Genomic DNA, 20,872 nt, shown 5'->3' on the forward strand with positions numbered 1-20,872 from the left:
GTCGAATGTTTTCGATTTTTTATAGCCGCTACTGCGGCCTCTATTTTCATCTAGGAGGCGGCTTCACTCTCAAACAGGCTGCTATCTTCGACTTCTGGAGTGATGCGTTCGAGCGCTTGCTCTTGTTCCGCCTCTTCAACCTCATCAATTTCATCAGTCTGAGTAGCCTCGCTCTCCACTGCGTGCAGGGCTTCGCTATCGATCAGCTGGTGCAATACCGACTCGCTGACAAAGTGGGCGATGGTCGGGCGCACGCGCAGCCAGACTTCCGCACTGGTCTCCACTTCTTCACTGCTGAACTGCACCAAACGCAGCTGGCGCAATTTCTTCAACAGATTTTTGCGCTCGGCGTGCTTATCCGGCAGGGACATTTTCAGCAGGTTGCGCATGCCCAGTTCCAGGGCTTCCATCGATAGCGCGGCACAGCCACTCTCATCCACCTGCCCTTCCCGCAGCGCTTTATCGTATTCCACGCGCAGGGCGAGAATCGCGGCCACTTCCTGCTGACTGAGGCGGGCGCGGAAGCCGCCGTGGTGCGGCTCTTCCTGATCCGGCAGACCCGGCACTTCAGCGCCGGGCGGATACACGCGGATAAACTGGAAACGGCTGTCGTGCTGCAAACGCAACCCCAGCGGGGCCAACCACTCGCGCACCAGCTGCTCGCAGCGCTGGAAGCGATCGTAAAGCGTGGTCTCAATTACGCTTTCATCCCGGCAGATAACGCCGTAATCCAACAGGCGTACCAGCAGCTCGGAAAATTCGCTGCGGTTCAGGCGACACTGCGCCAGGGCCTCTTCCAAAGCCTGTTCAATCACTGTTTTTCAGCTCCAGGATATATTCGTCAAATTCGGTGAAATAATCATTGCTGGCGATTTCACCGGTAAATTTCACCTGCAGGTCGGCGGCGCCGCTCTGGTTCACCGCCGCCGCTTCGATCACATGGCTCATAGCGAGCAGATCACGCGCATCGCGCAATGGCAGGTTGCGGCTATTGATCTGGCGGCCGGTGCCGAGGGCATCACTCAGATAATCGCGCAGGTTACTGTTGTTGAAATTAAACGCCTGGTCGAGCAGTTGTTGCAGCTCGATCTCGCGACGGTTTTCTTCACCGATGGGGGTTTCATCTTCGACCCGGGTATTCACCGGCTGGCGGCGATTGCGCTGCCACAGCTGGGTTTGTTTGGGGTCAAACAGGCGCAGCTGGAAGCCACCTAACTGTTCGCCCAGCTGCTCGAGAATTTGTGTTTTTTGCTGGCTTTCACCGAGGCGCTGGCACAGGTCGGCAAATTCACCTTCGGCCTGGCTGTGCAGGTAGCTGAGCTGGCGGATAATAATATCCGCACGCTTGGTAAAGCCCTGTAGTGCGCGGCGCAAAGCGGGCAACTTCACCTCGCAGGCGCGGCGCATGCGGTCCTCGATGGTATCGAGCATCAGCCACAACAGGGATTGGCCCGGTTGCATCAACTCCGGCAGCAGCTGGCGCAGGCGCTTCTCCCACTCCGCTTTCTGCACATCCTCCTTGCGGCGAATGCAGTCAATCACCCGGTTGATGGAGTCGCGATGTTTTTCCACGCTGTCCGCAGACAGTCGGATAGCCAGGTCCGGCTGGAAGCGGCTCTCCATAAAGGAGAAAAACTCATCGGTGGCCTGTTGCACCAGCAATTGGGCCTCCACCTCCCGCACCATTTCTCGCTTGCGCTCTTCCAGCTCGGCGATCATATCGGTGAAATCCGCCACGATACGCTCGGAGTATTCCCAGGCATCGATCAAGTCGTGGATTTCACCTCGGCTGGCAAAGGCTTCCAGGGCATTTAAGGTGTTGCGGGTATTGCGGTGACGGGTGCGCACGCGGGTGCCGTTCACTTCAACCAGCGGCTGAGTAAAAAGGCGGCCCCGGCGGCTAAACGGATAGGTGGCGGTGAGCGTGGCACTATCTACCTGCTTCTCCAGCCAACCGAATTCCACCAGGCTGTTCAATACCCAGACGGCCTGGTCGCGCAGGTTGCGGAAGCGGCCCTCGGGGTCCTGCACTCCATCTTCACTATCGAGTTGGGGCGCGCGGGTCAGGGCCTCGGCAAAAATTTCCAAAATCTGTTCGCGCAGCAAAGACTCACCGTAGTCAGCCTTGGCGGTGTACAGACGCTCATACAAAAGACGCAAGCATTCAACCACCTGTTCGCGGTATTTACCGGTCAGCGGGCGGAAGAAGTGCTGGTAGGAATCGACGAAGAACAACGACTATAGGCCCGCTTATTCCTCTTCCGGCTTTTGGTTGAAGACACAGTACTTGGTGTAGTCGCCCGCATCATTCATGGTCCATTGTCCCTTAGGCACACTGTCCATTTTTTTACACCAGGCATCGGAGCCACGCTTGGGTTCACAAGCTGTCAGGGTTACCACTGCGACAATAGAGATGATCAAGACAAATACTTTTTTCATAGTTTGCTTCTACAAATGAAATTCGGATGATACCCCAACCCCAATTACCTATTTGAAATGAGGGCGGGAAAGAGCTTGAGTGTTCCTATTGATTAAGAGGCACCTTACTCTCGGCGCCACTTGGTACCTTCTCGACTATCCTCTAGTACTACACCCTTAGATTTTAACTCCTCCCGAATCTCATCGGCACGGGCAAAGTCTCGATTTTTCTTGCTCTGTACACGCTCTTCAATCAGCGCTTCAATTTCCTCAGCAGAAACAGACTCCTCTCCACCACGGGCCTGCTTGAACCAGGCTTCCGGGTCCTGCTGCAAAATACCGAGCATTTCACCGGCAGCCAGCAGTAAACTTTTTAAGCGCGCTTTGTCAGCATCTTCAGCCTTGTTCAGGTCACGGGCGATCTGATGCAGTTCACTGATGGCGATGGGCGTATTCAGATCATCTTCCAGCGCTTTGATAAAGGCGCTGCCACCCAAATCTGCAGCTCCAGCCTCAACGGCTTCGGTTTCACGCAGGGCACCGTAGAGGGTGTCCAAGGTTCGCCAAGCTTGATCGAGTAAGTCAGCACTGAAGTTCAGTTCAGAGCGATAATGAGCGGACAGCAACGCAAAACGCAGAACTTCACCGGGGTACAATTCAAGCAAATCTTTAACCATGCGGAAGTTGCCCAAAGACTTGGACATTTTCTCGCCGTCGATATTGACGTAGCCGTTGTGCATCCAGTAGCGCACAAAGTCGACACCATTGGCGCAGCAGCTTTGGGCGCGCTCGTTTTCATGGTGAGGGAAAGTCAGGTCGCGACCACCGCCATGGATATCGATGGTATCACCCAGATGCTTCTTGATCATGGCCGAGCACTCCAGGTGCCAACCCGGACGACCACGCCCCCAGGGGCTGTCCCAACCGGGCTCTTCATCTGAGGAAGGCTTCCACAGTACGAAGTCACCGGCGTATTTTTTGTAAGGTGCCACTTCCACACGCGCACCGGCGAGCATATCGTCAAGGGAGCGCTTGGAAAGCTGGCCGTATTCCTGCATGGACTCCACTGCGAACAGCACATGCCCCTCTGCAGCGTAGGCATGGCCTTTCTCCAGCAGGCTTTCGATCATCGCGATCATTTCCGGCAAGTGCTGGGTGGCGTAGGGTACAATATCCGGCTCCAGGTTATTGAGCGCGGCCATATCCTCGTAGTAAGCCTGGGCATAGCGCGCCGACAGCACGCCGATTTCCTCGCCATTATCCCGCGCGGTTTTCATGATTTTGTCGTCAATATCGGTGATATTGCGCGCGTAAATCACATCGCTGAAGTTTCTTTTCAGCACCCGGTACAGGGTGTCGAACACCACCACAGGGCGGGCATTGCCAATATGCACACGGTTGTACACGGTGGGGCCACACACATACATGCGCACCTGATCTTCCACCAATGGTACGAAGGGTTCTTTCTTCCCGGAAAACGTGTTGTAGACCTGTAGAGACATCTTTTCTCTCGAATTCTTTTTGCTGCCTGGGGCGGGCCGCTCACTGACCCACCCAACGAAACTGCCGTTTAGACAGTTACTGGTTTTGCTACTACTTGCTTTGTTCTTTCGCCCAGCTGTCGCGCAGGCCAATGGTACGGTTAAATACCGGTGCTTCCGCACTGCCATATTTGCTGTCGCGACAGAAATAGCCGTTGCGCTCGAACTGGTAGCCCTGCTCCGGCTCCGCCTTGGCCAGGCCGATCTCTGCCTTACAGCCTTTTAGGATTTGCAGGTTGTCCGGGTTTACGCAGTCGAGGAAATTCTTACCGCCGGCATCCGGCGATGCATCATTGAACAGGCGATCGTAGAGACGCACTTCGCAACCGACATTGTTATCGGCAGATACCCAGTGAATAACGCCCTTTGGCTTAACACCGTCGGCCGGGTCTTTACCCAAGGTATCGAGATCAACTGAGCAGATCACCTCAACAATTTCACCGGCATCATTCTTCACGACTTCTTCGGCAAAGATCACATAGGCGTTACGCAAACGTACCTTTTTGCCCAACACCAGGCGCTTGTACTTCTTGTTGGCCTCTTCGCGGAAGTCGTCTTTCTCGATATAGAGGGTGCGCCCAAACGGAAGCTCACGAGCCGGCAGGTCATCGCGTACCGGGTGGCCGGGTGCTGACAGCATCTCTTCCTGGCCTTCTGGGTAATTCTTCAGAGTGATCTTCAGTGGTTCCATCACACACATAGCGCGGGGGGCATTTTTGTCCAGGTCGTCGCGAATGCTGTATTCCAACATGCTCACATCTACGACGGAATCAGAGCGGGTTACGCCGATCATCTCGCAGAAATTACGGATTGAAGCTGGCGTAAAGCCGCGACGGCGCATACCGGAAAGTGTCGGCATACGGGGATCATCCCAGCCGTCTACATGCCCTTCGTCTACCAGCTGCTTGAGTTTGCGCTTGGATACCACCGTGTAGTTGAGGTGCAGGCGTGCAAATTCATACTGGCGCGGGCGTGAAGGCACCGGCAGATTCTCGATCAACCAGTCGTATAGCGGCTTGTGATCTTCAAACTCCAGGGTACAGATAGAGTGACTGATGCCCTCAATCGCATCACATTGGCCGTGGGCAAAATCGTAGCTGGGATAAATGCACCACTTGTCACCGGTCTGGTGGTGAGCCATTTTCTTTATACGATAAATGATCGGGTCGCGCAGATTAATATTGGGCGCTGCCATATCGATCTTGGCGCGCAGGCTGCACTGGCCCTCTTCCATTTCACCATTGCGCATCTTTTCAAACAGCGCCAAATTATCTTCCACAGAGCGATCACGGTAGGGACTATTTTTACCCGGCTCCTTGAGCGTGCCACGGTAGTGGCGAGCCTCTTCAGCAGACAAGTCACAGACATAGGCCTTGCCTTCTTTAATCAGGTGTAGGGCCCATTCATATAATTGGTCAAAATTATCCGAAGAGTATTTAGCTTTACCGTTCCATTCGAAGCCCAGCCAGGAAACATCGCGCTTGATTGCGTCGACAAACTCTTCCTCTTCCTTGGCAGGGTTAGTGTCGTCAAAGCGTAGATTACAGGTACCGCCAAACTCCTGTGCCAGACCAAAATTCAAACAAATAGATTTGGCGTGGCCAATGTGCAGATAACCGTTCGGCTCAGGTGGAAAGCGGGTTGCCACTTGAGTCACCCGACCCTCGGCCAGGTCTTCGCGGATAAGGTTCTGTAAAAAGTGAGCGGGCTTGCTCTCGGATGTCATAGGTTTCTCGTTACAGCTGTGCGAATGTAAACGGCCGATTATAGCCTAGTTGGGCCACAGAATATCGAATTTGAAAAGGCTGCTACCAATCAATTGGTTGGCGGCGTTCACTTTTTAGGCAATCGGCACCGATCTGCTATCGCAGCATTTTACAGCTACGGACTACAAGGTATCATGCCGCCCCAAATCAACCCTTATAGGACACTTTATGATCACCCTGCACACTACCCACGGAGATATCTCTATCGAACTGGATTTCGACAAGGCCCCAAAGACTGCTGCCAACTTCCTGCAGTACTGTCGTGATGACTTTTATACTGGGACCATTTTCCACCGGGTGATCGACAACTTCATGATCCAGGGCGGCGGTATGACCCCCGAAATGGAGCAGAAGGAAACCCGCGAGTCCATCGAGAACGAAGCCGACAACGGCCTGAAAAATGATACTGGCACCCTGGCCATGGCACGCACTATGGATCCACATTCCGCCAGCTCACAGTTCTTTATTAATGTTAAAGACAATGATTTCCTGAATTTCCGCAGCAAAGATGCACAGGGCTGGGGCTACTGCGTTTTCGGCAAGGTGACCGATGGTATGGACGTTGTAAACAAGATCAAGAGCGTGAAAACCGGCAGCAAAGGCTTCCATCAGGATGTACCCATGGAAACCATTGAGATCACTGGTGTCAGCATTTCTGACAACTACGCCGGCAAGTAATTTCTCGGGTCCATTCAGACTCTAAGGCGGGGACATTGTCTACTTATTTAATTTCTGATTTGCACCTCGACGAGGGACGCCCAGATATTACCAGGGCTTTCTTTGATTTCCTGCGCGGTCCAGCCGCCGGTGCCGAAGCACTGTATATTCTCGGCGACTTCTTCGAGGCCTGGATTGGCGATGACGACGATGCCCCGCTGATTGATGAGGTTGTCCGGGAACTCAGCCACTACACTGATACCGGTGTAGAATTGTACTTGATGCACGGCAACCGCGATTTCCTGCTAGGTACTGATTTCGCCCAGCGTGTTGGTGCAGTGCTTTTACAAGACCCTACCGCTCTCTCCCTTGCCGGCCACCAGGCCCTACTGATGCATGGCGATAGCCTGTGCACTTTAGACGAGGAATATATGGCGTTTCGCCGCCAGGCCCGCGACAGTAACTGGCAGCAGGCGCTGCTGGCCAAGCCTCTTGAAGAGCGTCGTGCTATTGCCGCACAGATCCGCGCCGCCTCCAAGGCGATGAACAGCCGCAAAGCAGAAGACATCATGGACGTAACTCCTGAGGAGGTGGAAAGGGTAATGCGCGAGCACAATGTGGACACCCTGATCCACGGCCATACTCACAGGCCCGGGCGCCACAACCTTGACGTTGACGGAACTCCGGCAGAGCGCATCGTACTTGGGGACTGGGACCGCTTTGGCTGGTGCTTGAAAGCGGGCAAGGACTCGCTGGAGTTGATCCACTGGCCTATAGGCTGATCAGCACTGCTTGAGGCTATGCTCTTCCCGCACGGCCTCAACCAGCTCCCGCAGGCTCTCCCACAAGCGCTTCTCTCCCCCGAAGCGAAATCCCTTGCATCTTAAATAGGCACAATCCAACACTGCCGGCCCCATCCCCTGTACTGCTGATGGCAGTGGCCCACGCGCGCCCGAAATCGACTGGATAATTTCCGCCACTTCGCGATTGCTTATTATTCGGTCGCTGCAGTTTATCGCATGGCCGCGAGCATCTTTCGCCTCCAGTAATAATTCCACTGCCCTGGCTACGTCTGTGCCGTGCACCTCGGTGGCATTCCTTCCCTGGGAATAGCGCTTCTCTCTGATAATCGCACAAGCAATGTCATACCACTTACTGCGCACTAACGGATTTACCACACCGTAAACACCAGTCAGGCGCAAGGACACCGCGTGCCAATTTCTTTGCCCGGCCCAAGCAGATACCATAGCCTCTACAGCAGACTTATATGCCCCATAGAAAGTTTCCGGCTGGGTTGCACCATCCTCGCATAGGTCGCCACGTAACTGTCCTGTGGCATAGACTGCACGACTGGAAAGAAATATGAATTTTTTTACCCCGGCATCGTGGGCCATCTGCATCAATGCCAGAGTGCGATTCAAATTCGACTCCAGGAAGCCGGTAAGGTTGCCCCCCTCCCCACCACGATATCGCCCCGGCAAATGCTCGAAAGCCCCATGGACCACCACATCGAGTCCTTCGACAAACCCGGAAAGTACCTGATCGCTCGACATAGTACCGCAGGTCCATTCAAGCCTGCTGTCACCGCCGAAAATCTCAGATTTCCATAAGGAGCGTGACAATCCTCTCACTTGGCACTCTCTCCGCAGGAAATGCCTGACAATAAATTGCCCCACATATCCACTGGCGCCGGTGATACCAATTCTCACGAGATTCCTCCATTAGGCTGAAGCTGTTGCGCACGACTCAATTGATCCAATTGACCGCTGATATCCCGTCCCTCATAAACCGCCCACCACAAATCAATCAGTGGTTTGAGCTGCTTAGCTTTAGGGTGTGCTTGTTGCCAAGGCTTCTCGTACTGGTAGTGAATCACATGGATACTGCTCCACTGCCATAGTTGTGGCAGATTCAGGTACAAATACTGCAGGGCATTGTAGATGTAAGGCAGTCCATGCCATCTGGAAAAGAAAGTCTCAAGAAAGGTTTGATCTGTGCGCCGCCAAAAAACACCGGGGCGATCCAGCTCTGCCAACATTCTCTGATAGGTTGCCTCACTCGGTACGGCAGTGAATGAACCTGAGTTCATTCGGTGGAAGCCATCCAACCCCTCATAGAGGTTGGGGGCCGCGCAAAACTCCGGGAATGTCATCAGGTGGTCGATATTACGCAACAACAAAATATCTGCATCGAGAAAAAAAACTTTTTCGTACTCAGTCAACCCCCACAGTGCCAGCTTGCAGAAATTATTCAAGGGATTATGAAATTCGGGCTTTTTCCCTTTATTAAAAGGAGCGCGCCTATGTAAGGCCTCACGTCCATGCCGAAGGGTAAATTCATCAGAAAGTGAAGGAGGGCGCACCTCCCGTACAATACAGCCCGCCTGCTCAAGAGGACGACTGTCACAACTGCCAGCAACCACCATGCATACCAGGGGATGAATACTGCCAACCCGATCCAGGGAGCGCTTCAAAGCAGTGGCGCCGATTACATAATCTGGACTGTTTACAAGGGTAACAAAGGCACATCGTGACATAGCAACAACTGTCAAAACTTGAGGCAGTACGACTATTACCAGTACAGCTTGGGCACAAGCCAATTAAAGTGGGGGCATCCTATCCCCATCTCCACAGATCACACGGGCATGCCAACGATCCACGAAGCTTTCCATTTGCTCTTGGGTGAAGCAATTAACATTGTAGATAAAACTGGAGCGCAACCGTCCGCCATAGGCAGCCATAGACAGGTATATGCCATAAGGTGTCAGGCGTGTCGGTAGAGGTATTGTACGTATTTTTAAGTCATCGCTGAGATATACCCAGTCTGAATTCTCACCGGTATAAACACCGGTAAAACCCTCCTGATGCTCTTCTGCCTGCAGGAAGGTAATCAGATAGGCACGGGAAGCATTCAGGCTATGACCCAAAGAACCATGGGGACCAATAGAGTCGGCGGCATATACTGTACGAACCGCACGCTTTATTTCCAGGGAAAGCCGACTCAGTTTTTCATTCCAGGATTCATCTCTACGCACTCTCAAGCATGCATAGCGACACATTGGACCAAACACCTCTCTGTGTTCTCTTTTGAGGCGCAGGGATAAGTTCGTATTCATCCAGAAATCAAAATGCAGGAATTCACAAAGTGTCTGCTGGTAAGCGGCACATAAATAAGTAAAAAGGCTGACATTTGCCGAATTCGCCTGCTCCTTAATTCGGACTAAGTCCTCCCCTTCAATCAAGTCACACACATCATCACAACTAAGCGAGACAATCTCCTGATGAGATGCCCGCTCAACGGCTTCTTTTTCCTCGCTAAGCATATTTAGCCAGTAGTAGCGCGCCTTCTGCCCCCGTTCGGAATCCAGATAGGCCTCCTCAAAATTGATGTAGTCGGCAAAATCCGTATCTTCCACTCTGGGATTAAACCCTTTTCCAGCAGCAAGGCTTAAGTAATTTTTCAGAGACTCTGCCCAAAGAAGCGACAAGCTAATTCCATCCGTAATGATATGGTGGCTTTTGGTCAGGAAAATATATTCGTCTTCACCTGTACGGAACAGACTAAGCCCCAGTAACTGGTCTGCATTGAGATCCATCGGAGAGCTGCTGAATTGGCGTAAAAAACTGGTTATATGTGTTTCGCTCATATGGCGAATGTCTAAATAATCCAGTTCTATGTTTTTAAAGCTGCGAGTGGGGGATGAATCATATCGACAGCGAAAGATAGGGTAGGAATTAGCAACTCCTGGAATTGCCTTCTCGAACAGCTCAATATCGACGTCCCCTTTCACATACATCGCACGTGTAATCAGGTCCGCTAATGATTTGCGATGGTTCAAATCGTAGATGCGCTGCTCAGTTATCGAAAGCGGCACAATGAATGAGGAACTCCAGCCAGCCACGGTACTCTCCTGGCCTGTTCTTGTTTCGGAGCAACCAGCTGGCCCTTGGGCCGCAATCCGGACGCCCAGTACATTGATGACCGCTCACAAACATCTACACCTGAGCGATACAAAGCGATGGATCTGTCGTATAAGGCACCGTTGTCAATTGTCACTATGCGAGATTTTCCAATTGACTGCATACTGATACTTCCAGCGAAAGTATGAGTTAAGGATATACAAATCCCGCAAACTTACCGCTTGTATACCCCCGCCAGAAAATCGCACTGGCGGAAAAACAACCCCCCAGACGCATCAAGATCTACTTGATTTACAATGCTGGCCCATTGCATGATTCTTGTAGACCTCAAGGTAGGAGTTCGATCCAAGTGATCAACAACCTAAACAAACGTGTATTGATACTTGGCGGCTACGGCAATTTTGGCGAGCGTATTGCGCAAATGCTGAAATCCGAACCCAATATCCAACTGATTATTGCCGGGCGCAACAAGGGATTGGCAGACCGCTGTGCAGAGCAACTTGGCGGTCTTGCCGAGGGATTGCGCCTTGAGCGGGATTCCATCAACCTGGCTGCACAACTGAGGGCATTGCACTTGGATCTGCTGATCCACTGCGCCGGACCATTCCAAAAGGAAGTTGATTATCGGGTTGCCAAAGCCTGCATCGAATCCCACACACCTTATATCGACATCTCCGATGGGCGCCGTTTTGTATGTGACTTTCATCGGCTCTCGCCCGCTGCAGAAGCCGCAGGCATTGCCATGGTTTCCGGTGCCAGCAGCCTACCCGGGCTGAGTTCTGCGGCACTGATGGAAATCGGTCAGGAATTGCCGGTGATCCACTCTCTAGAGATTGCCATTGCACCGGCACATCGAATTGACCGGGGTCTGGCTACGGTATACGCGGGTTTCGAATCCCTGGGGCACAGTTTTCCGCAGCTTCAGGAAGGTCACTGGCGTGAATCCTTTGCCGGGAAGCACCTGCGCCCGATAACCCTGGCGCACCCGGTGGGAAAGCGTTGGCTGTGTGATTTCGATGTGCCCGACTTGGAGCTTTGCCCCAAGCATCTTCCCGGGCTGCGCAGTGCACGTTTTGCAACAGGGCTCCAGCCGCTTACTTTGCAGGTGGGCCTTTCCACCTGCGCCAGGTTGGCTCGTATTCATCTGCCGGCCACCAGCGCACGCCTGGCTCAATTGGGTCACAAGCTGGCACCCCGTTGGCCCGGCGGCACGCCCCATGGTGGAATGATTGTTCGTGCAAAAGGTGAAAACCAACATGGAGAAACTGCTACGCGACAATGGCAGGTTCTCGGTCTAAATGGTGACGGCCCCTGGATTCCGGCTGCACCGGCAGCAGCATTGGCACGGAAATTCCTCGCAGGCAATGGGCCCTCGCCCGGCGCCCAGGCCTGCTGGCAACTTCTCACCCTTGATGAAATCCTGGTGGAACTGAATGATTATTCCATAGTCACTGCAATGGAAACACATTCCCGGGAACGAATGCCTGCAATTGCCCATTAAAAATATCCCCTCTGGAACTGAGGAACTGCCACTAGACATCGTACTAGGTACATTGACTCCAGAGGCAGCCCTTATAAATTTCTTGAGTACATTAACTACCCATGCAGCAAAAGATAGCGCCATCGCTCAAATAAACTCTCAATTTTCTCGCGGTTAAAGCAATTTACATTGTAAACGAAGTTGGCGCGCAGCATTTCCCCGTAACAGGCAAGAGAAAGATAAATTCCATAGGGCGTAATTCGTGCAGGCAAATTAATAGTACGAATTTTTATGTTTTCATTTAGGCGGACCCACTTAGAAACATCACCAGTATAGATTTCCTGAAAATCTTCTTGATCCCTTGCTACGTTGAAAAAATTGATTAAGTAACAAAAATGAGCCGAGAGGTTATTGCCCACACTACCATGAGGACCAATAGAGTCGGCAACATAAGCCGTCCGTATTGCATGATGGATTTCTCTGGATAGCCGAGCTAACTTCACCTCCCAGGTTTCCTCCCTCCGAACCAGTAGGTTGCCCAACCGAAACATTGGCCCGAGCACTCTCCTATGCTCACGCTTTATCCGCAGGGACAGACTTGTATTAAGCCAGAAATGGTTATCTAGCTTTTCAATCAGGACCTGTTGAAAACTAGAGCACAAATATGCGAAAAGACTAACTCCTGCAGCATCTGCCCGAGCACGAATTTGGGTAAGAAGATGAGCCTTTATATCGCTGCTCAGCACGTCGCAACAAAGAGAAACCATTTTTCCGCTGGACGCCTTCTCTATTGCATCGTTTTCATTTGCTAGCTTGTCCCGCCAGCTATGTAGAGCTCTTTCACCGCGCCTGGAGAGAACGTATCTATTTTCAAATCTGATATAGTCAGCAAAATTGACGGAGTCGGGTGATGGCTGGTAGCTTTTCCCCTCCTCGAGCTGCCGATACTCAGTCAGTATTTCTGACCAAAGTAATGACAAACTAATACCATCAGCAATAATATGGTGGCATTTTGCCAAAAAAATATATTCGTTCTCTCCTGTACGCAGCAGACTAAGGTTTAATAATTGGTCGGTATCCAATGTCATTGGGGCATTACTGTATTGCCGCAAGAAGCTCTCTCTTTGAGAAATATTCAATTCGCGGATATCAATAGAATCCACTTCAAAATTTTCAAAAAAACGCGTCACAGGCTCTTTGGTATACCTACAAAGAAAAACTGGGTGCCGATTCACGGTTCGCCGAATAGCGTCCTTAAACAACCCGGTATTGATGGGCCCCTCTATGCACATAGCTCGTGCAATTATATCTGCCAAAGCCCTACGGCGATGAAGGTTGTAAATGCTCCTCTCGGTAATCGACAGAGGCACATTTTGATAACTTTCCCAATCCGGCATCTTTTGCTCCATTAAAGGACTCCACCGCACCTCATTTTTGTCTATTTAATCAGAAATATACTGCCAAAATTGGCCACAGCCAGGCTTAGATGTACCCCCTGAAAAAGTACAAGTTGTCCGATCGCTATTCACTAAAAAATTACCGCCAGTGGAAGCTAGCTTTTTATGGATCACGCAGGACACCTATTGTGATAAATCCGCCAAATTGTTTTCACTCTTAAGCCCATCATTAACTTTATACTGGCAACCGCTCTCTTAACTGCCTGTTTAACGTTTGATAGCTCGGGATAGCGGCAAAATACCCCAAGATGATCTAGGTTCAGTATCAGAACTCCCTGTAAAGATACCGAGCCGCACTCCCTATGATCATCATTAGTACTTGGCGTGCTTATGCCAGTAGAAACGGAATTAAGCGCGCAATTATTCCGCTGACGGGCCTGGTGCTCACACCTATTTTTCTGGTGCTCACCTTTTCCAGAAGCGCTTGGTGGTTAATCCCGCTGGCAGCGAGCCTGTTCCTGGTATTTCTGGGTCTTTACGACATATTCCAACGCCAGTGGACCCTTACCCGCAATTTTCCAGTGGCCGCCCGTATTCGCTGGATGTTCATGAACCTCCGTCCCTACTTTCGCGCCTACATAGTGGAGGGCGATGAGGAAGGCAGGCCGTTTAGCTATGAGGCCAGGCGATTAGTAAACGCCCGCGCCGAGGGAACATCTGATATGCACCCCTTCGGCACAGAGCAAGATGTCTATTCCGGCGAGCAGATGTGGCTGACGCACTCTATTACACCAGCAAAAAAAGCGGATATGAGTGTCCGAGTAAAAGTGGGTACTGAGCAGTGCTCTAAGCCCTATTCCGCATCCCTACTCAACATTTCTGCCATGAGCTTCGGAGCCTTATCCGCCGCAGCGATTGAAGCTCTGAACAAAGGCGCTGCAATCGGTGGCTTCTATCACGACACAGGTGAAGGCGGCATAAGTCCTTACCACAGAAAACATGGCGGTGACCTGGTATGGGAGCTGGGTTCCGGCTATTTTGGCGCGCGCAAGGATGATGGCAGTTTCGACCCCGACCTGTTTCGCGAGGCTTGCAATGACCAGGTCAAGATGACCGAAATCAAATTAAGCCAGGGCGCCAAACCCGGCCATGGCGGAGTCCTACCCGGTGCAAAAGTCACCCAGGAAATCGCTACCACCCGCAAGGTAAAACCAGGGGTCGACTGTGTTTCACCACGCGCGCACTCAATGTTTTCCACCCCCATTGAAATGCTGGAATTTGCAGAGCAGATGCGCACCCTCTCTGGTGGCAAGCCAGTGGGCATCAAACTTTGTGTCGGACATATCTATGAAGTCATGGCCATTATGAAAGCCATGCATGAAACAGGAATATTGCTGGACTTTATCGTGGTGGATGGCTCCGAAGGCGGGACCGGAGCAGCCCCACTGGAACTCTCCAACCGAGTGGGCATGCCCCTAATTGAAGGGCTGATCGTAATGCGCAATGCTCTGGTGGGCGCCGGGCTACGCGACAAAATACGTTTGGCTGCCAGCGGCAAAGTCTATTCCGCCTCAGGGTTGGCCGAGTGCCTGGCAGTTGGCGCCGACTGGTGCAATGCAGCACGTCCTTTCATGTTTTCCATCGGTTGTATCCAGTCTCTACGCTGTAACACAGATACCTGCCCCACCGGTGTCACCACTCAGGATCCCAAGCGACAACGCGGACTGGTGGTAGATGTGCAGAGCAAGCGCGCAGCAGCCTTCCAAGCAAAAACCCTGGAAGCTCTCGGGGATATTGTTGCTGCCGCCGGGCTGACAGATCCTCGAGACCTGCAACCCTACCACCTATATCACAATATCAATGCGGTCGAGACCCTGCCCATTCATCACATCTGGCACTTTATCGAGGAAAACTCCCTGATTGATGCACCTGAGGAAACCCCTTACGGGCGCTGGTGGCTAGCCGCCCAAGCGAATTCTTTCCAACCTGCATTTAAGTTGGAGCACGGTCTGGACAGAGGCATCCGGCGTATTTCGGAATAAGCAACTCTATTACCACACCCTTTTTTGTGGAGATTAAAATGAAAACCGTTTCGGAGGTTGTCGTCGACACCCTGGTAAAAGCCGGGGCCAAGCGCTGCTATGGAATCGTCGGCGATACCATCAATCATTTCACCTCAGCCGTACGCACCTCAGATCTCGAATGGATACATGTACGCCACGAGGAGGTCGGTGCCTTCGCCGCCGGAGGTGAGTCTTACCTGAGTGGTGAACTAAGTATTTGTGCAGGCACCGCAGGCCCCGGCAGCCTGCACTTTATTAACGGTATTTTTGAAAGCCACAGAAATGGCGCGCCTGTACTGCTGGTCGCCTCCTGTATCGACCGTGCCGAACAGGGGCTTGGCTTCCCACAAGATGTGGACCAGAGAAAAATCTACGAGCAGTGTTCAGTTTTTTGTGAAGTACTGGCAGACCCAAACCAGGCCCGTCGTATTTTCAGCCAGGCAGCACAGGCCGCCCTCAATCACCGTGGCGTGGCAGTTGTGGTAGTCAGTGGCGATATGTTTAAAACCAAAGTGAAAGATTCGGTCCCCTGGTCTGTCCACCGTCCCCAATGGCTGACGCGCCCCACCGATCAAGAGCTGAATGCCCTGGCAGAGAAAATTAACCAAGCTGGTAATATTGTTATTTATGGTGGCATTGGATGCCGCAACGCCCATGATGCAGTGGTAAATCTCGGTCAACACCTGGCCGCTCCTATAGTACACACCACAAAATCCAAGGAATTCCTGGAACACGATAACCCTTGTAATGTGGGTATGAATGGCATCCTCGGTAATCCCGCAGGCTATCGCGCAATTCAAACCTGTGATTTATTACTTTGCCTCGGGAACGATTTTGCCTACACCCAGTTTTACCCAGAGAAAGCCACCATTATCCAAGTGGATATCGAGCCAGCTCATCTCGGCCGACGCACTCCGGTTGATATGGGGCTGGTTGGCGACGTAAATACAACCATTGAAGCTCTGTTGCCAAAATTAAAAGCGCGTAAGCAAAGTAAATTCCTTGATGACCTACGTGCGCGCTACCAAAAAGACCTTGAGCAAATGCAAGAGCGCGGTCATGAACCTGACCCCAAACTGATCCACCCCCAGTTTGTAGCACAGACACTCGATAAGCTGGCTGACGAGGACACCGTATTTACCGCAGATGGTGGCTCTCCCATGGTATGGCTGCTGCGCCAGCTGCGCGCCAACGGAAAGCGGTCATTCCTAACCAGCCTATCCCACGGCACCATGGCCAATGCATACCCACAGGGACTGGGCATGGCTAAAGCCTATCCCGGGCGCCAGGTAATCGCCATGTGTGGTGACGGCGGTATGACCATGTTGATGGGAGACCTGCTAACCCTGGTCCAGGAAAAGATACCGCTCAAGCTTCTGGTATTTAATAACCACTCGCTGGGCTTTGTAGAAATGGAGCAGCGAATCGAAGGGATACTGGACAGTTTCACCGGTCTGAAAAATCCCGACTTCGGTCGTATGGCAGAAGTGATCGGCCTTACAGGAGAAAAAGTCGAAGAGGCGGGAGAACTTGAGGGCGCTATGAAGCGCTGGCTGGCAGTAGAGGGCCCTGCGCTGCTCGACGTAACCGTAAACCGGCTGGAATTGGTGATGCCGCCAGAAGTCACTGCCCAGCAGGTATCCTCAACTGCCCTGTTTGGGCTTAAGGCCATTCTCAATGGACGCGCCGATGAAGTGGTCGACTTGTTAAAAGATAACTTCCTGAAGTAGGCCGGCGTTATCACACAACTCTATCTGTGGGAGAAAATTATATTTTTCACCCTCCGCCGTTTTGGGTAGGCGCCTAAGGGACAGGAAGTGATGCACAAACTTGGAGAAAAGGTCCCCAACTCTCTGCTGGCACTTCTCGCCAGTGGAGAAATCGCCAGCAACAGCGCTCCTGGGCGCGCAGCGGCACGTCTTGAGGAGGAGCTGGCTCTTCGTCGCATTGACTTAATCACCACTGTCTCCAGTGACGATGCCAGCGCCATGCTGCGAGCCAATCCCGCAATCCAGTGTCTGCTATTGAACTGGGAACTTCCTGGTGACGGCGACTACCCCGCCCTGCACGTGTTGGAGCAGTTGCGTGCGCGCAATCTGCAATTGCCTGTCTTTTTACTCGCCGACCGCGAGACAGTTGGCAATATGCCGCGCCGCGCACTGGAACTGGCCAACGATTTCATCTGGATGCTGGAGGACACTCCCACCTTTATCAGCGGGCGTATCCAAGGGGCCATAGAGCGCTATCGCCAGGCGGTATTGCCGCCCATGTTTTCTGCCCTCACTCATTTTGCCCGCGTGCATGAATATTCCTGGCATACACCGGGGCATACCGGCGGCACCGCTTTTTTAAAATCCCCCGCCGGCCGTGCTTTTTACGATTTCTTCGGCGAAAATATGCTGCGCTCCGACCTGTCTATCTCGGTAACCGAGTTAGGATCACTGCTTGATCACACAGGGCCTATCGCTGCAGGGGAACACTACGCAGCGCAGGTTTTTGGTGCAGACCGCACCTACTATGTCACCAACGGTTCCTCCACTTCCAACCGGGTGATAGTGATGGCTTCCGTTACCCGCGGGCAATTGGCGCTGTGCGATCGCAATTGCCACAAATCGGTAGAACATGCGATCACCATGTCTGGCGCCGTACCGGCCTACCTGGTGCCACTGCGCAATCATTACGGCCTGATTGGTCCAATACCGCCTGAGCAACTGACCAAGGGAGCGGTAGACCAGGCCATCCAAGAGAACCCTCTCTCCAAAATGGCGGATGGCCAGCGGGCAGTGCATGCGGTGATTACCAATTCCACTTATGACGGCCTCTGCTATAACGTACGTAGGGTGGAAGAACTGCTGGGGGAATCGGTAGACCGCCTGCATTTTGATGAGGCCTGGTACGCATATGCGCGGTTCAATCCTATATACCGGAATCGATTCGCCATGTACGACAGCGACGACCCAGAGCCCAACCTGAAACCCACCAAATTCGCCACCCAGTCCACGCACAAATTACTCGCCGCGCTTTCCCAGGCTTCCATGATACATATTCGCGATGGGCGCAGTCCCATCGAGCACGGACGCTTTAACGAGGCATTTATGCTGCACGCCTCTACATCTCCGCTCTATTCCATCATGGCCTCCAACGACGTCAGTGCCGCCATGATGGATGGTCCTGGCGGCACCGCCTTAACTGGTGAATCCATTGCCGAAGCCGTGGCCTTTCGCCAGGTACTGGCGCGTCTAAAAAGGGAGTATGAGGACAAAGGCGAGTGGTTTTTTGATGGCTGGCAACCGGATCGGGTAACTGATCCCAGTAGCGGACACAATTATGCATTTCACGCAGCTCCCGCTGAATTGCTGTGTAAGGAAGCAGCTTGCTGGCTGCTAGATCCCGGTGAGTCCTGGCACGGGTTCGGCAACCTGGAAAAAAACTATTGCATGCTAGACCCCATCAAAGTCTCTATCACCACCCCCGGCATGCAGCGCAATGGAGAGCTGGATAAATGGGGCATACCAGCCAGTATCATTAGTAAATATCTTGATAATCTTGGAATAATCGTCGAGAAAACTACAGACTTCACCATTCTGTTTTTGTTTTCCATTGGCATCACCAAAGGCAAGTGGGGCACTTTAGTTAACGCCCTACTCGCATTCAAGCGGGATTACGACGCCAATCACCCCATCAGCCAATGCTTGCCAAATCTACTTAAAAAGCATCCAACCTATGGCGATATTGGCCTGCGCGACCTGGCCGACAAAATGTTCGCCGGCATGAAAAAGCTGCGTAGCACCGCAACAATGTCAGCAGGTTTTTCCGCCCTACCCGGTGCAGACTGCAGCCCCGTTCAGGCTTACGAGGCTTTGGTACGTGGGGATGTGGAGATGCTGCCACTGAACCAGCTGGCTGGGCGCACTGCGGCAACCGGTGTAACCCCCTACCCTCCCGGCATTCCGCTACTGATGCCGGGTGAGAACTTTGGCACTGCAGATAGCCCCGCTCTGAAATATTTGCAGGTACTGGAGTCCTTCGATCGCGAATTTCCCGGTTTTAGCCATGACAATCACGGCGTGGAAGTTCGCAATGGGCGATATCATATCTATGCCCTGAGGCCGGAGGTGCAGCCATAGCCCAGCTCCCCAGCGAAGTAAGTAAGATCAGCCTGCTACCAGCCACACTCATGGTGGCAGGCAATATGATGGGCTCCGGGGTTTTTATGCTACCTGCCAATTTGGCCGTAGTGGGCAGCATATCCCTGATAGGCTGGCTGGTAACTGTTGTCGGCGCTGTAGCCCTGGCATTGGTTTTTGCACGCCTCGCCGCGTTAGATCCAGCCGCTGGCGGCCCGTATGCATATGCACGCAAAGCCTTCGGTGACTATATCGGTTACCAGACCAACCTGGTTTACTGGTTGGCCAACGTAATTGGCAATGTCGCCCTGATTACTGCTGGGTTAGGTTACATCACGCACTTCTTTCCCCCACTCAAAGATCCTCTTACGTTCGCCCTGGCCCAAGTAGCACTAATCTGGCTACTTACCTATGCCAATATCCTGGGGCCACGCACTGTAGGACGCATCCAATCCCTGACCACTAGCATGGTACTAATCCCTATCCTGGGCACGGCCATATTTGGCTGGTTCTGGTTCGATAGCCAGACTTTTAGCTCAAGCTGGAACGTATCCGGCAAAAGTGATATCAGCGCAGTAATGACTACCCTCACCTTTACCCTATGGGCCTTTATCGGTGTTGAAACAGCTTCTGTATCTGCTGCTGTTGTTAAAAATCCTACTCGAAATGTACCTATCGCAACCGTAGGTGGCGTTCTGATTGCATCAGTGGCTTATGTGCTGAGTTCATCGGTCATTATGGGAATGGTCCCCAATAAAGAACTGCTGGCTTCCTCAGCCCCATTTGCCGACGCTGCCCGTCTGGCACTCGGTAACACCGCCGCGAATATAGTTGCGATATGTGCAGCCATCGGCTGTATCGGTTCTCTAGGCGGTTGGATTCTACTTGTGGGGCAGTCAGCTAAAGCCGCATCCGACGATGGGCTGTTTGCCAGTATTTTTGCCAGAACCAACAATAAGGGGGTGCCCTCCGCGGGCCTTACTCTTGTCGCAATACTGATGTCACTACTGGTACTCGCTACTATCTCGCCCAGCGCCAGCCAGCAGTTTGGCAAGATCGCTTCGGTAGCGGTAATAATGACGCTATTGCCCTATATCTATTCTGCAGTGGCACTCAAGATACTCGCATACGGCAAAATGCCACATCATGAATACAGTATTTTCACCGTTATCTTGCTTATAGCTGCAGTTTATTGCCTGATCGCACTGGTTGGATCAAACGCACAACAAACACGCTGGTCTTTAATTTTTGTCATCACCACCGTCATTTTTTATGCACTGATATTAAATCGTCGCCGCAGCGTGGAAGAAAAGCATTTGCTGCCTGGCGGTCCCGAACCCGCCTGGGTACATTACTTCACTTTGACTGTCACCATCGGTGCACTATGTATTTTCTTCTGGATATCGGTCGGGCAATATAAAAATTTGGATCTGCGCCTGCGGGCACCACAACCCATCGAGCGACTGATTCATTCAGACCATAAAACAAGCGAAAGTACTTAGG

General features: G+C 52.4%; 16 protein-coding genes. 7 read left to right on the forward strand and 9 right to left on the reverse strand.

The features are described 5' to 3' along the window. Positions 1-50: 50 nt before the first annotated feature. From G367_RS0110925 to G367_RS0110945, 5 genes are all read right to left on the reverse strand, one after another. Entirely contained in the window at positions 51-815 is a 765-nt protein-coding gene (locus G367_RS0110925; protein WP_020413168.1) for a DUF4194 domain-containing protein, read from the reverse strand. Next, entirely contained in the window at positions 808-2,235 is a 1,428-nt protein-coding gene (locus G367_RS0110930; RefSeq protein WP_020413169.1) for a Wadjet anti-phage system protein JetA family protein, read from the reverse strand. The genes G367_RS0110925 and G367_RS0110930 overlap by 8 nt, the downstream gene beginning before the upstream one ends. A 15-nt stretch (positions 2,236-2,250) precedes the next feature. Continuing rightward, complete coding sequence (locus tag G367_RS0110935; protein WP_020413170.1) at positions 2,251-2,439, reverse strand: DUF3012 domain-containing protein; 189 nt, start codon at positions 2,437-2,439, stop codon at positions 2,251-2,253. A 104-nt stretch (positions 2,440-2,543) separates the two neighbouring features. Then, positions 2,544-3,920: a cysteine--tRNA ligase gene (gene cysS, locus G367_RS0110940; protein ID WP_026305071.1), complete on the reverse strand. Its 1,377-nt coding sequence runs from the start codon at positions 3,918-3,920 to the stop codon at positions 2,544-2,546. Positions 3,921-4,011: 91 nt separating this feature from the next. Then, positions 4,012-5,685, reverse strand: a complete 1,674-nt coding sequence (locus G367_RS0110945; RefSeq protein WP_020413172.1) for a glutamine--tRNA ligase/YqeY domain fusion protein — start codon at positions 5,683-5,685, stop codon at positions 4,012-4,014. 208 nt (positions 5,686-5,893) lie between these two features. Between G367_RS0110945 and G367_RS0110950 the strand changes: the two genes are divergently transcribed. Both G367_RS0110950 and G367_RS0110955 read left to right on the forward strand, forming a co-directional pair. Continuing rightward, entirely contained in the window at positions 5,894-6,403 is a 510-nt protein-coding gene (locus G367_RS0110950) for a peptidylprolyl isomerase (RefSeq protein ID WP_020413173.1), read from the forward strand. Positions 6,404-6,438: 35 nt separating this feature from the next. After that, a complete protein-coding gene (locus G367_RS0110955; protein ID WP_020413174.1) occupies positions 6,439-7,164 on the forward strand; it encodes a UDP-2,3-diacylglucosamine diphosphatase in 726 nt (241 codons plus the stop codon). Here the strand turns inward: G367_RS0110955 and G367_RS0110960 are convergent, their stop codons facing one another. From G367_RS0110960 to G367_RS0110970, 3 genes are all read right to left on the reverse strand, one after another. Further along, the gene (locus tag G367_RS0110960) at positions 7,165-8,091 is read right to left on the reverse strand and encodes an NAD-dependent epimerase/dehydratase family protein (protein ID WP_020413175.1); all 927 of its coding nucleotides are present in this window, start codon (positions 8,089-8,091) and stop codon (positions 7,165-7,167) included. Beyond that, positions 8,088-8,918 (reverse strand): glycosyltransferase, encoded by an 831-nt coding sequence (locus G367_RS0110965; protein WP_040628812.1) that lies wholly within the window; start codon positions 8,916-8,918, stop codon positions 8,088-8,090. The genes G367_RS0110960 and G367_RS0110965 overlap by 4 nt, the downstream gene beginning before the upstream one ends. A 63-nt stretch (positions 8,919-8,981) precedes the next feature. Beyond that, positions 8,982-10,283 carry a condensation domain-containing protein gene (locus tag G367_RS0110970; protein WP_020413177.1) on the reverse strand — a complete coding sequence of 434 codons (1,302 nt, stop codon included), beginning with the start codon at positions 10,281-10,283 and terminating at the stop codon, positions 8,982-8,984. Between the two features lie 368 nt (positions 10,284-10,651). Here G367_RS0110970 and G367_RS0110975 point away from each other — a divergent pair, with 368 nt between their 5' ends. Continuing rightward, a complete protein-coding gene (locus tag G367_RS0110975; RefSeq protein ID WP_020413178.1) occupies positions 10,652-11,803 on the forward strand; it encodes a saccharopine dehydrogenase family protein in 1,152 nt (383 codons plus the stop codon). 95 nt (positions 11,804-11,898) lie between these two features. Here G367_RS0110975 and G367_RS0110980 read toward each other — a convergent pair whose 3' ends face one another. Then, complete coding sequence (locus tag G367_RS0110980; RefSeq protein WP_020413179.1) at positions 11,899-13,191, reverse strand: condensation domain-containing protein; 1,293 nt, start codon at positions 13,189-13,191, stop codon at positions 11,899-11,901. A gap of 350 nt (positions 13,192-13,541) precedes the next feature. Here G367_RS0110980 and G367_RS0110985 point away from each other — a divergent pair, with 350 nt between their 5' ends. The 4 genes from G367_RS0110985 (at position 13,542) to adiC (ending at position 20,871) form a co-directional block, all read left to right on the forward strand. After that, complete coding sequence (locus tag G367_RS0110985) at positions 13,542-15,221, forward strand: FMN-binding glutamate synthase family protein (RefSeq protein WP_020413180.1); 1,680 nt, start codon at positions 13,542-13,544, stop codon at positions 15,219-15,221. 38 nt (positions 15,222-15,259) lie between these two features. Further along, on the forward strand, positions 15,260-16,972 hold the full coding sequence (locus tag G367_RS0110990) for a ubiquinone-dependent pyruvate dehydrogenase (RefSeq protein WP_020413181.1): 1,713 nt from the start codon (positions 15,260-15,262) through the stop codon (positions 16,970-16,972). Positions 16,973-17,062: 90 nt separating this feature from the next. After that, complete coding sequence (locus G367_RS0110995; protein ID WP_020413182.1) at positions 17,063-19,369, forward strand: Orn/Lys/Arg family decarboxylase; 2,307 nt, start codon at positions 17,063-17,065, stop codon at positions 19,367-19,369. Next, positions 19,366-20,871, forward strand: coding sequence for an arginine/agmatine antiporter (gene adiC / locus G367_RS23670; protein ID WP_281165154.1), 1,506 nt, complete (start codon positions 19,366-19,368; stop codon positions 20,869-20,871). The genes G367_RS0110995 and adiC overlap by 4 nt, the downstream gene beginning before the upstream one ends. Position 20,872 lies beyond the last annotated feature (1 nt).

Source organism: Microbulbifer variabilis ATCC 700307 (assembly GCF_000380565.1).
Classification (GTDB): Bacteria; Pseudomonadota; Gammaproteobacteria; order Pseudomonadales; family Cellvibrionaceae; genus Microbulbifer; species Microbulbifer variabilis.

What these genes read in the sequence shown, in the direction of transcription:
- G367_RS0110935 (WP_020413170.1), bottom strand. Translation starts at nt 2,439, where the DNA reads ATGAAAAAAGTATTTGTCTTGATCATCTCTATTGTCGCAGTGGTAACC.
- cysS (WP_026305071.1), bottom strand. Translation starts at nt 3,920, where the DNA reads ATGTCTCTACAGGTCTACAACACGTTTTCCGGGAAGAAAGAACCCTTC.
- G367_RS0110945 (WP_020413172.1), bottom strand. Translation starts at nt 5,685, where the DNA reads ATGACATCCGAGAGCAAGCCCGCTCACTTTTTACAGAACCTTATCCGC.
- G367_RS0110950 (WP_020413173.1), top strand. Translation starts at nt 5,894, where the DNA reads ATGATCACCCTGCACACTACCCACGGAGATATCTCTATCGAACTGGAT.
- G367_RS0110965 (WP_040628812.1), bottom strand. Translation starts at nt 8,918, where the DNA reads ATGTCACGATGTGCCTTTGTTACCCTTGTAAACAGTCCAGATTATGTA.
- G367_RS0110980 (WP_020413179.1), bottom strand. Translation starts at nt 13,191, where the DNA reads ATGGAGCAAAAGATGCCGGATTGGGAAAGTTATCAAAATGTGCCTCTG.
- G367_RS0110985 (WP_020413180.1), top strand. Translation starts at nt 13,542, where the DNA reads ATGATCATCATTAGTACTTGGCGTGCTTATGCCAGTAGAAACGGAATT.
- G367_RS0110990 (WP_020413181.1), top strand. Translation starts at nt 15,260, where the DNA reads ATGAAAACCGTTTCGGAGGTTGTCGTCGACACCCTGGTAAAAGCCGGG.
- G367_RS0110995 (WP_020413182.1), top strand. Translation starts at nt 17,063, where the DNA reads ATGCACAAACTTGGAGAAAAGGTCCCCAACTCTCTGCTGGCACTTCTC.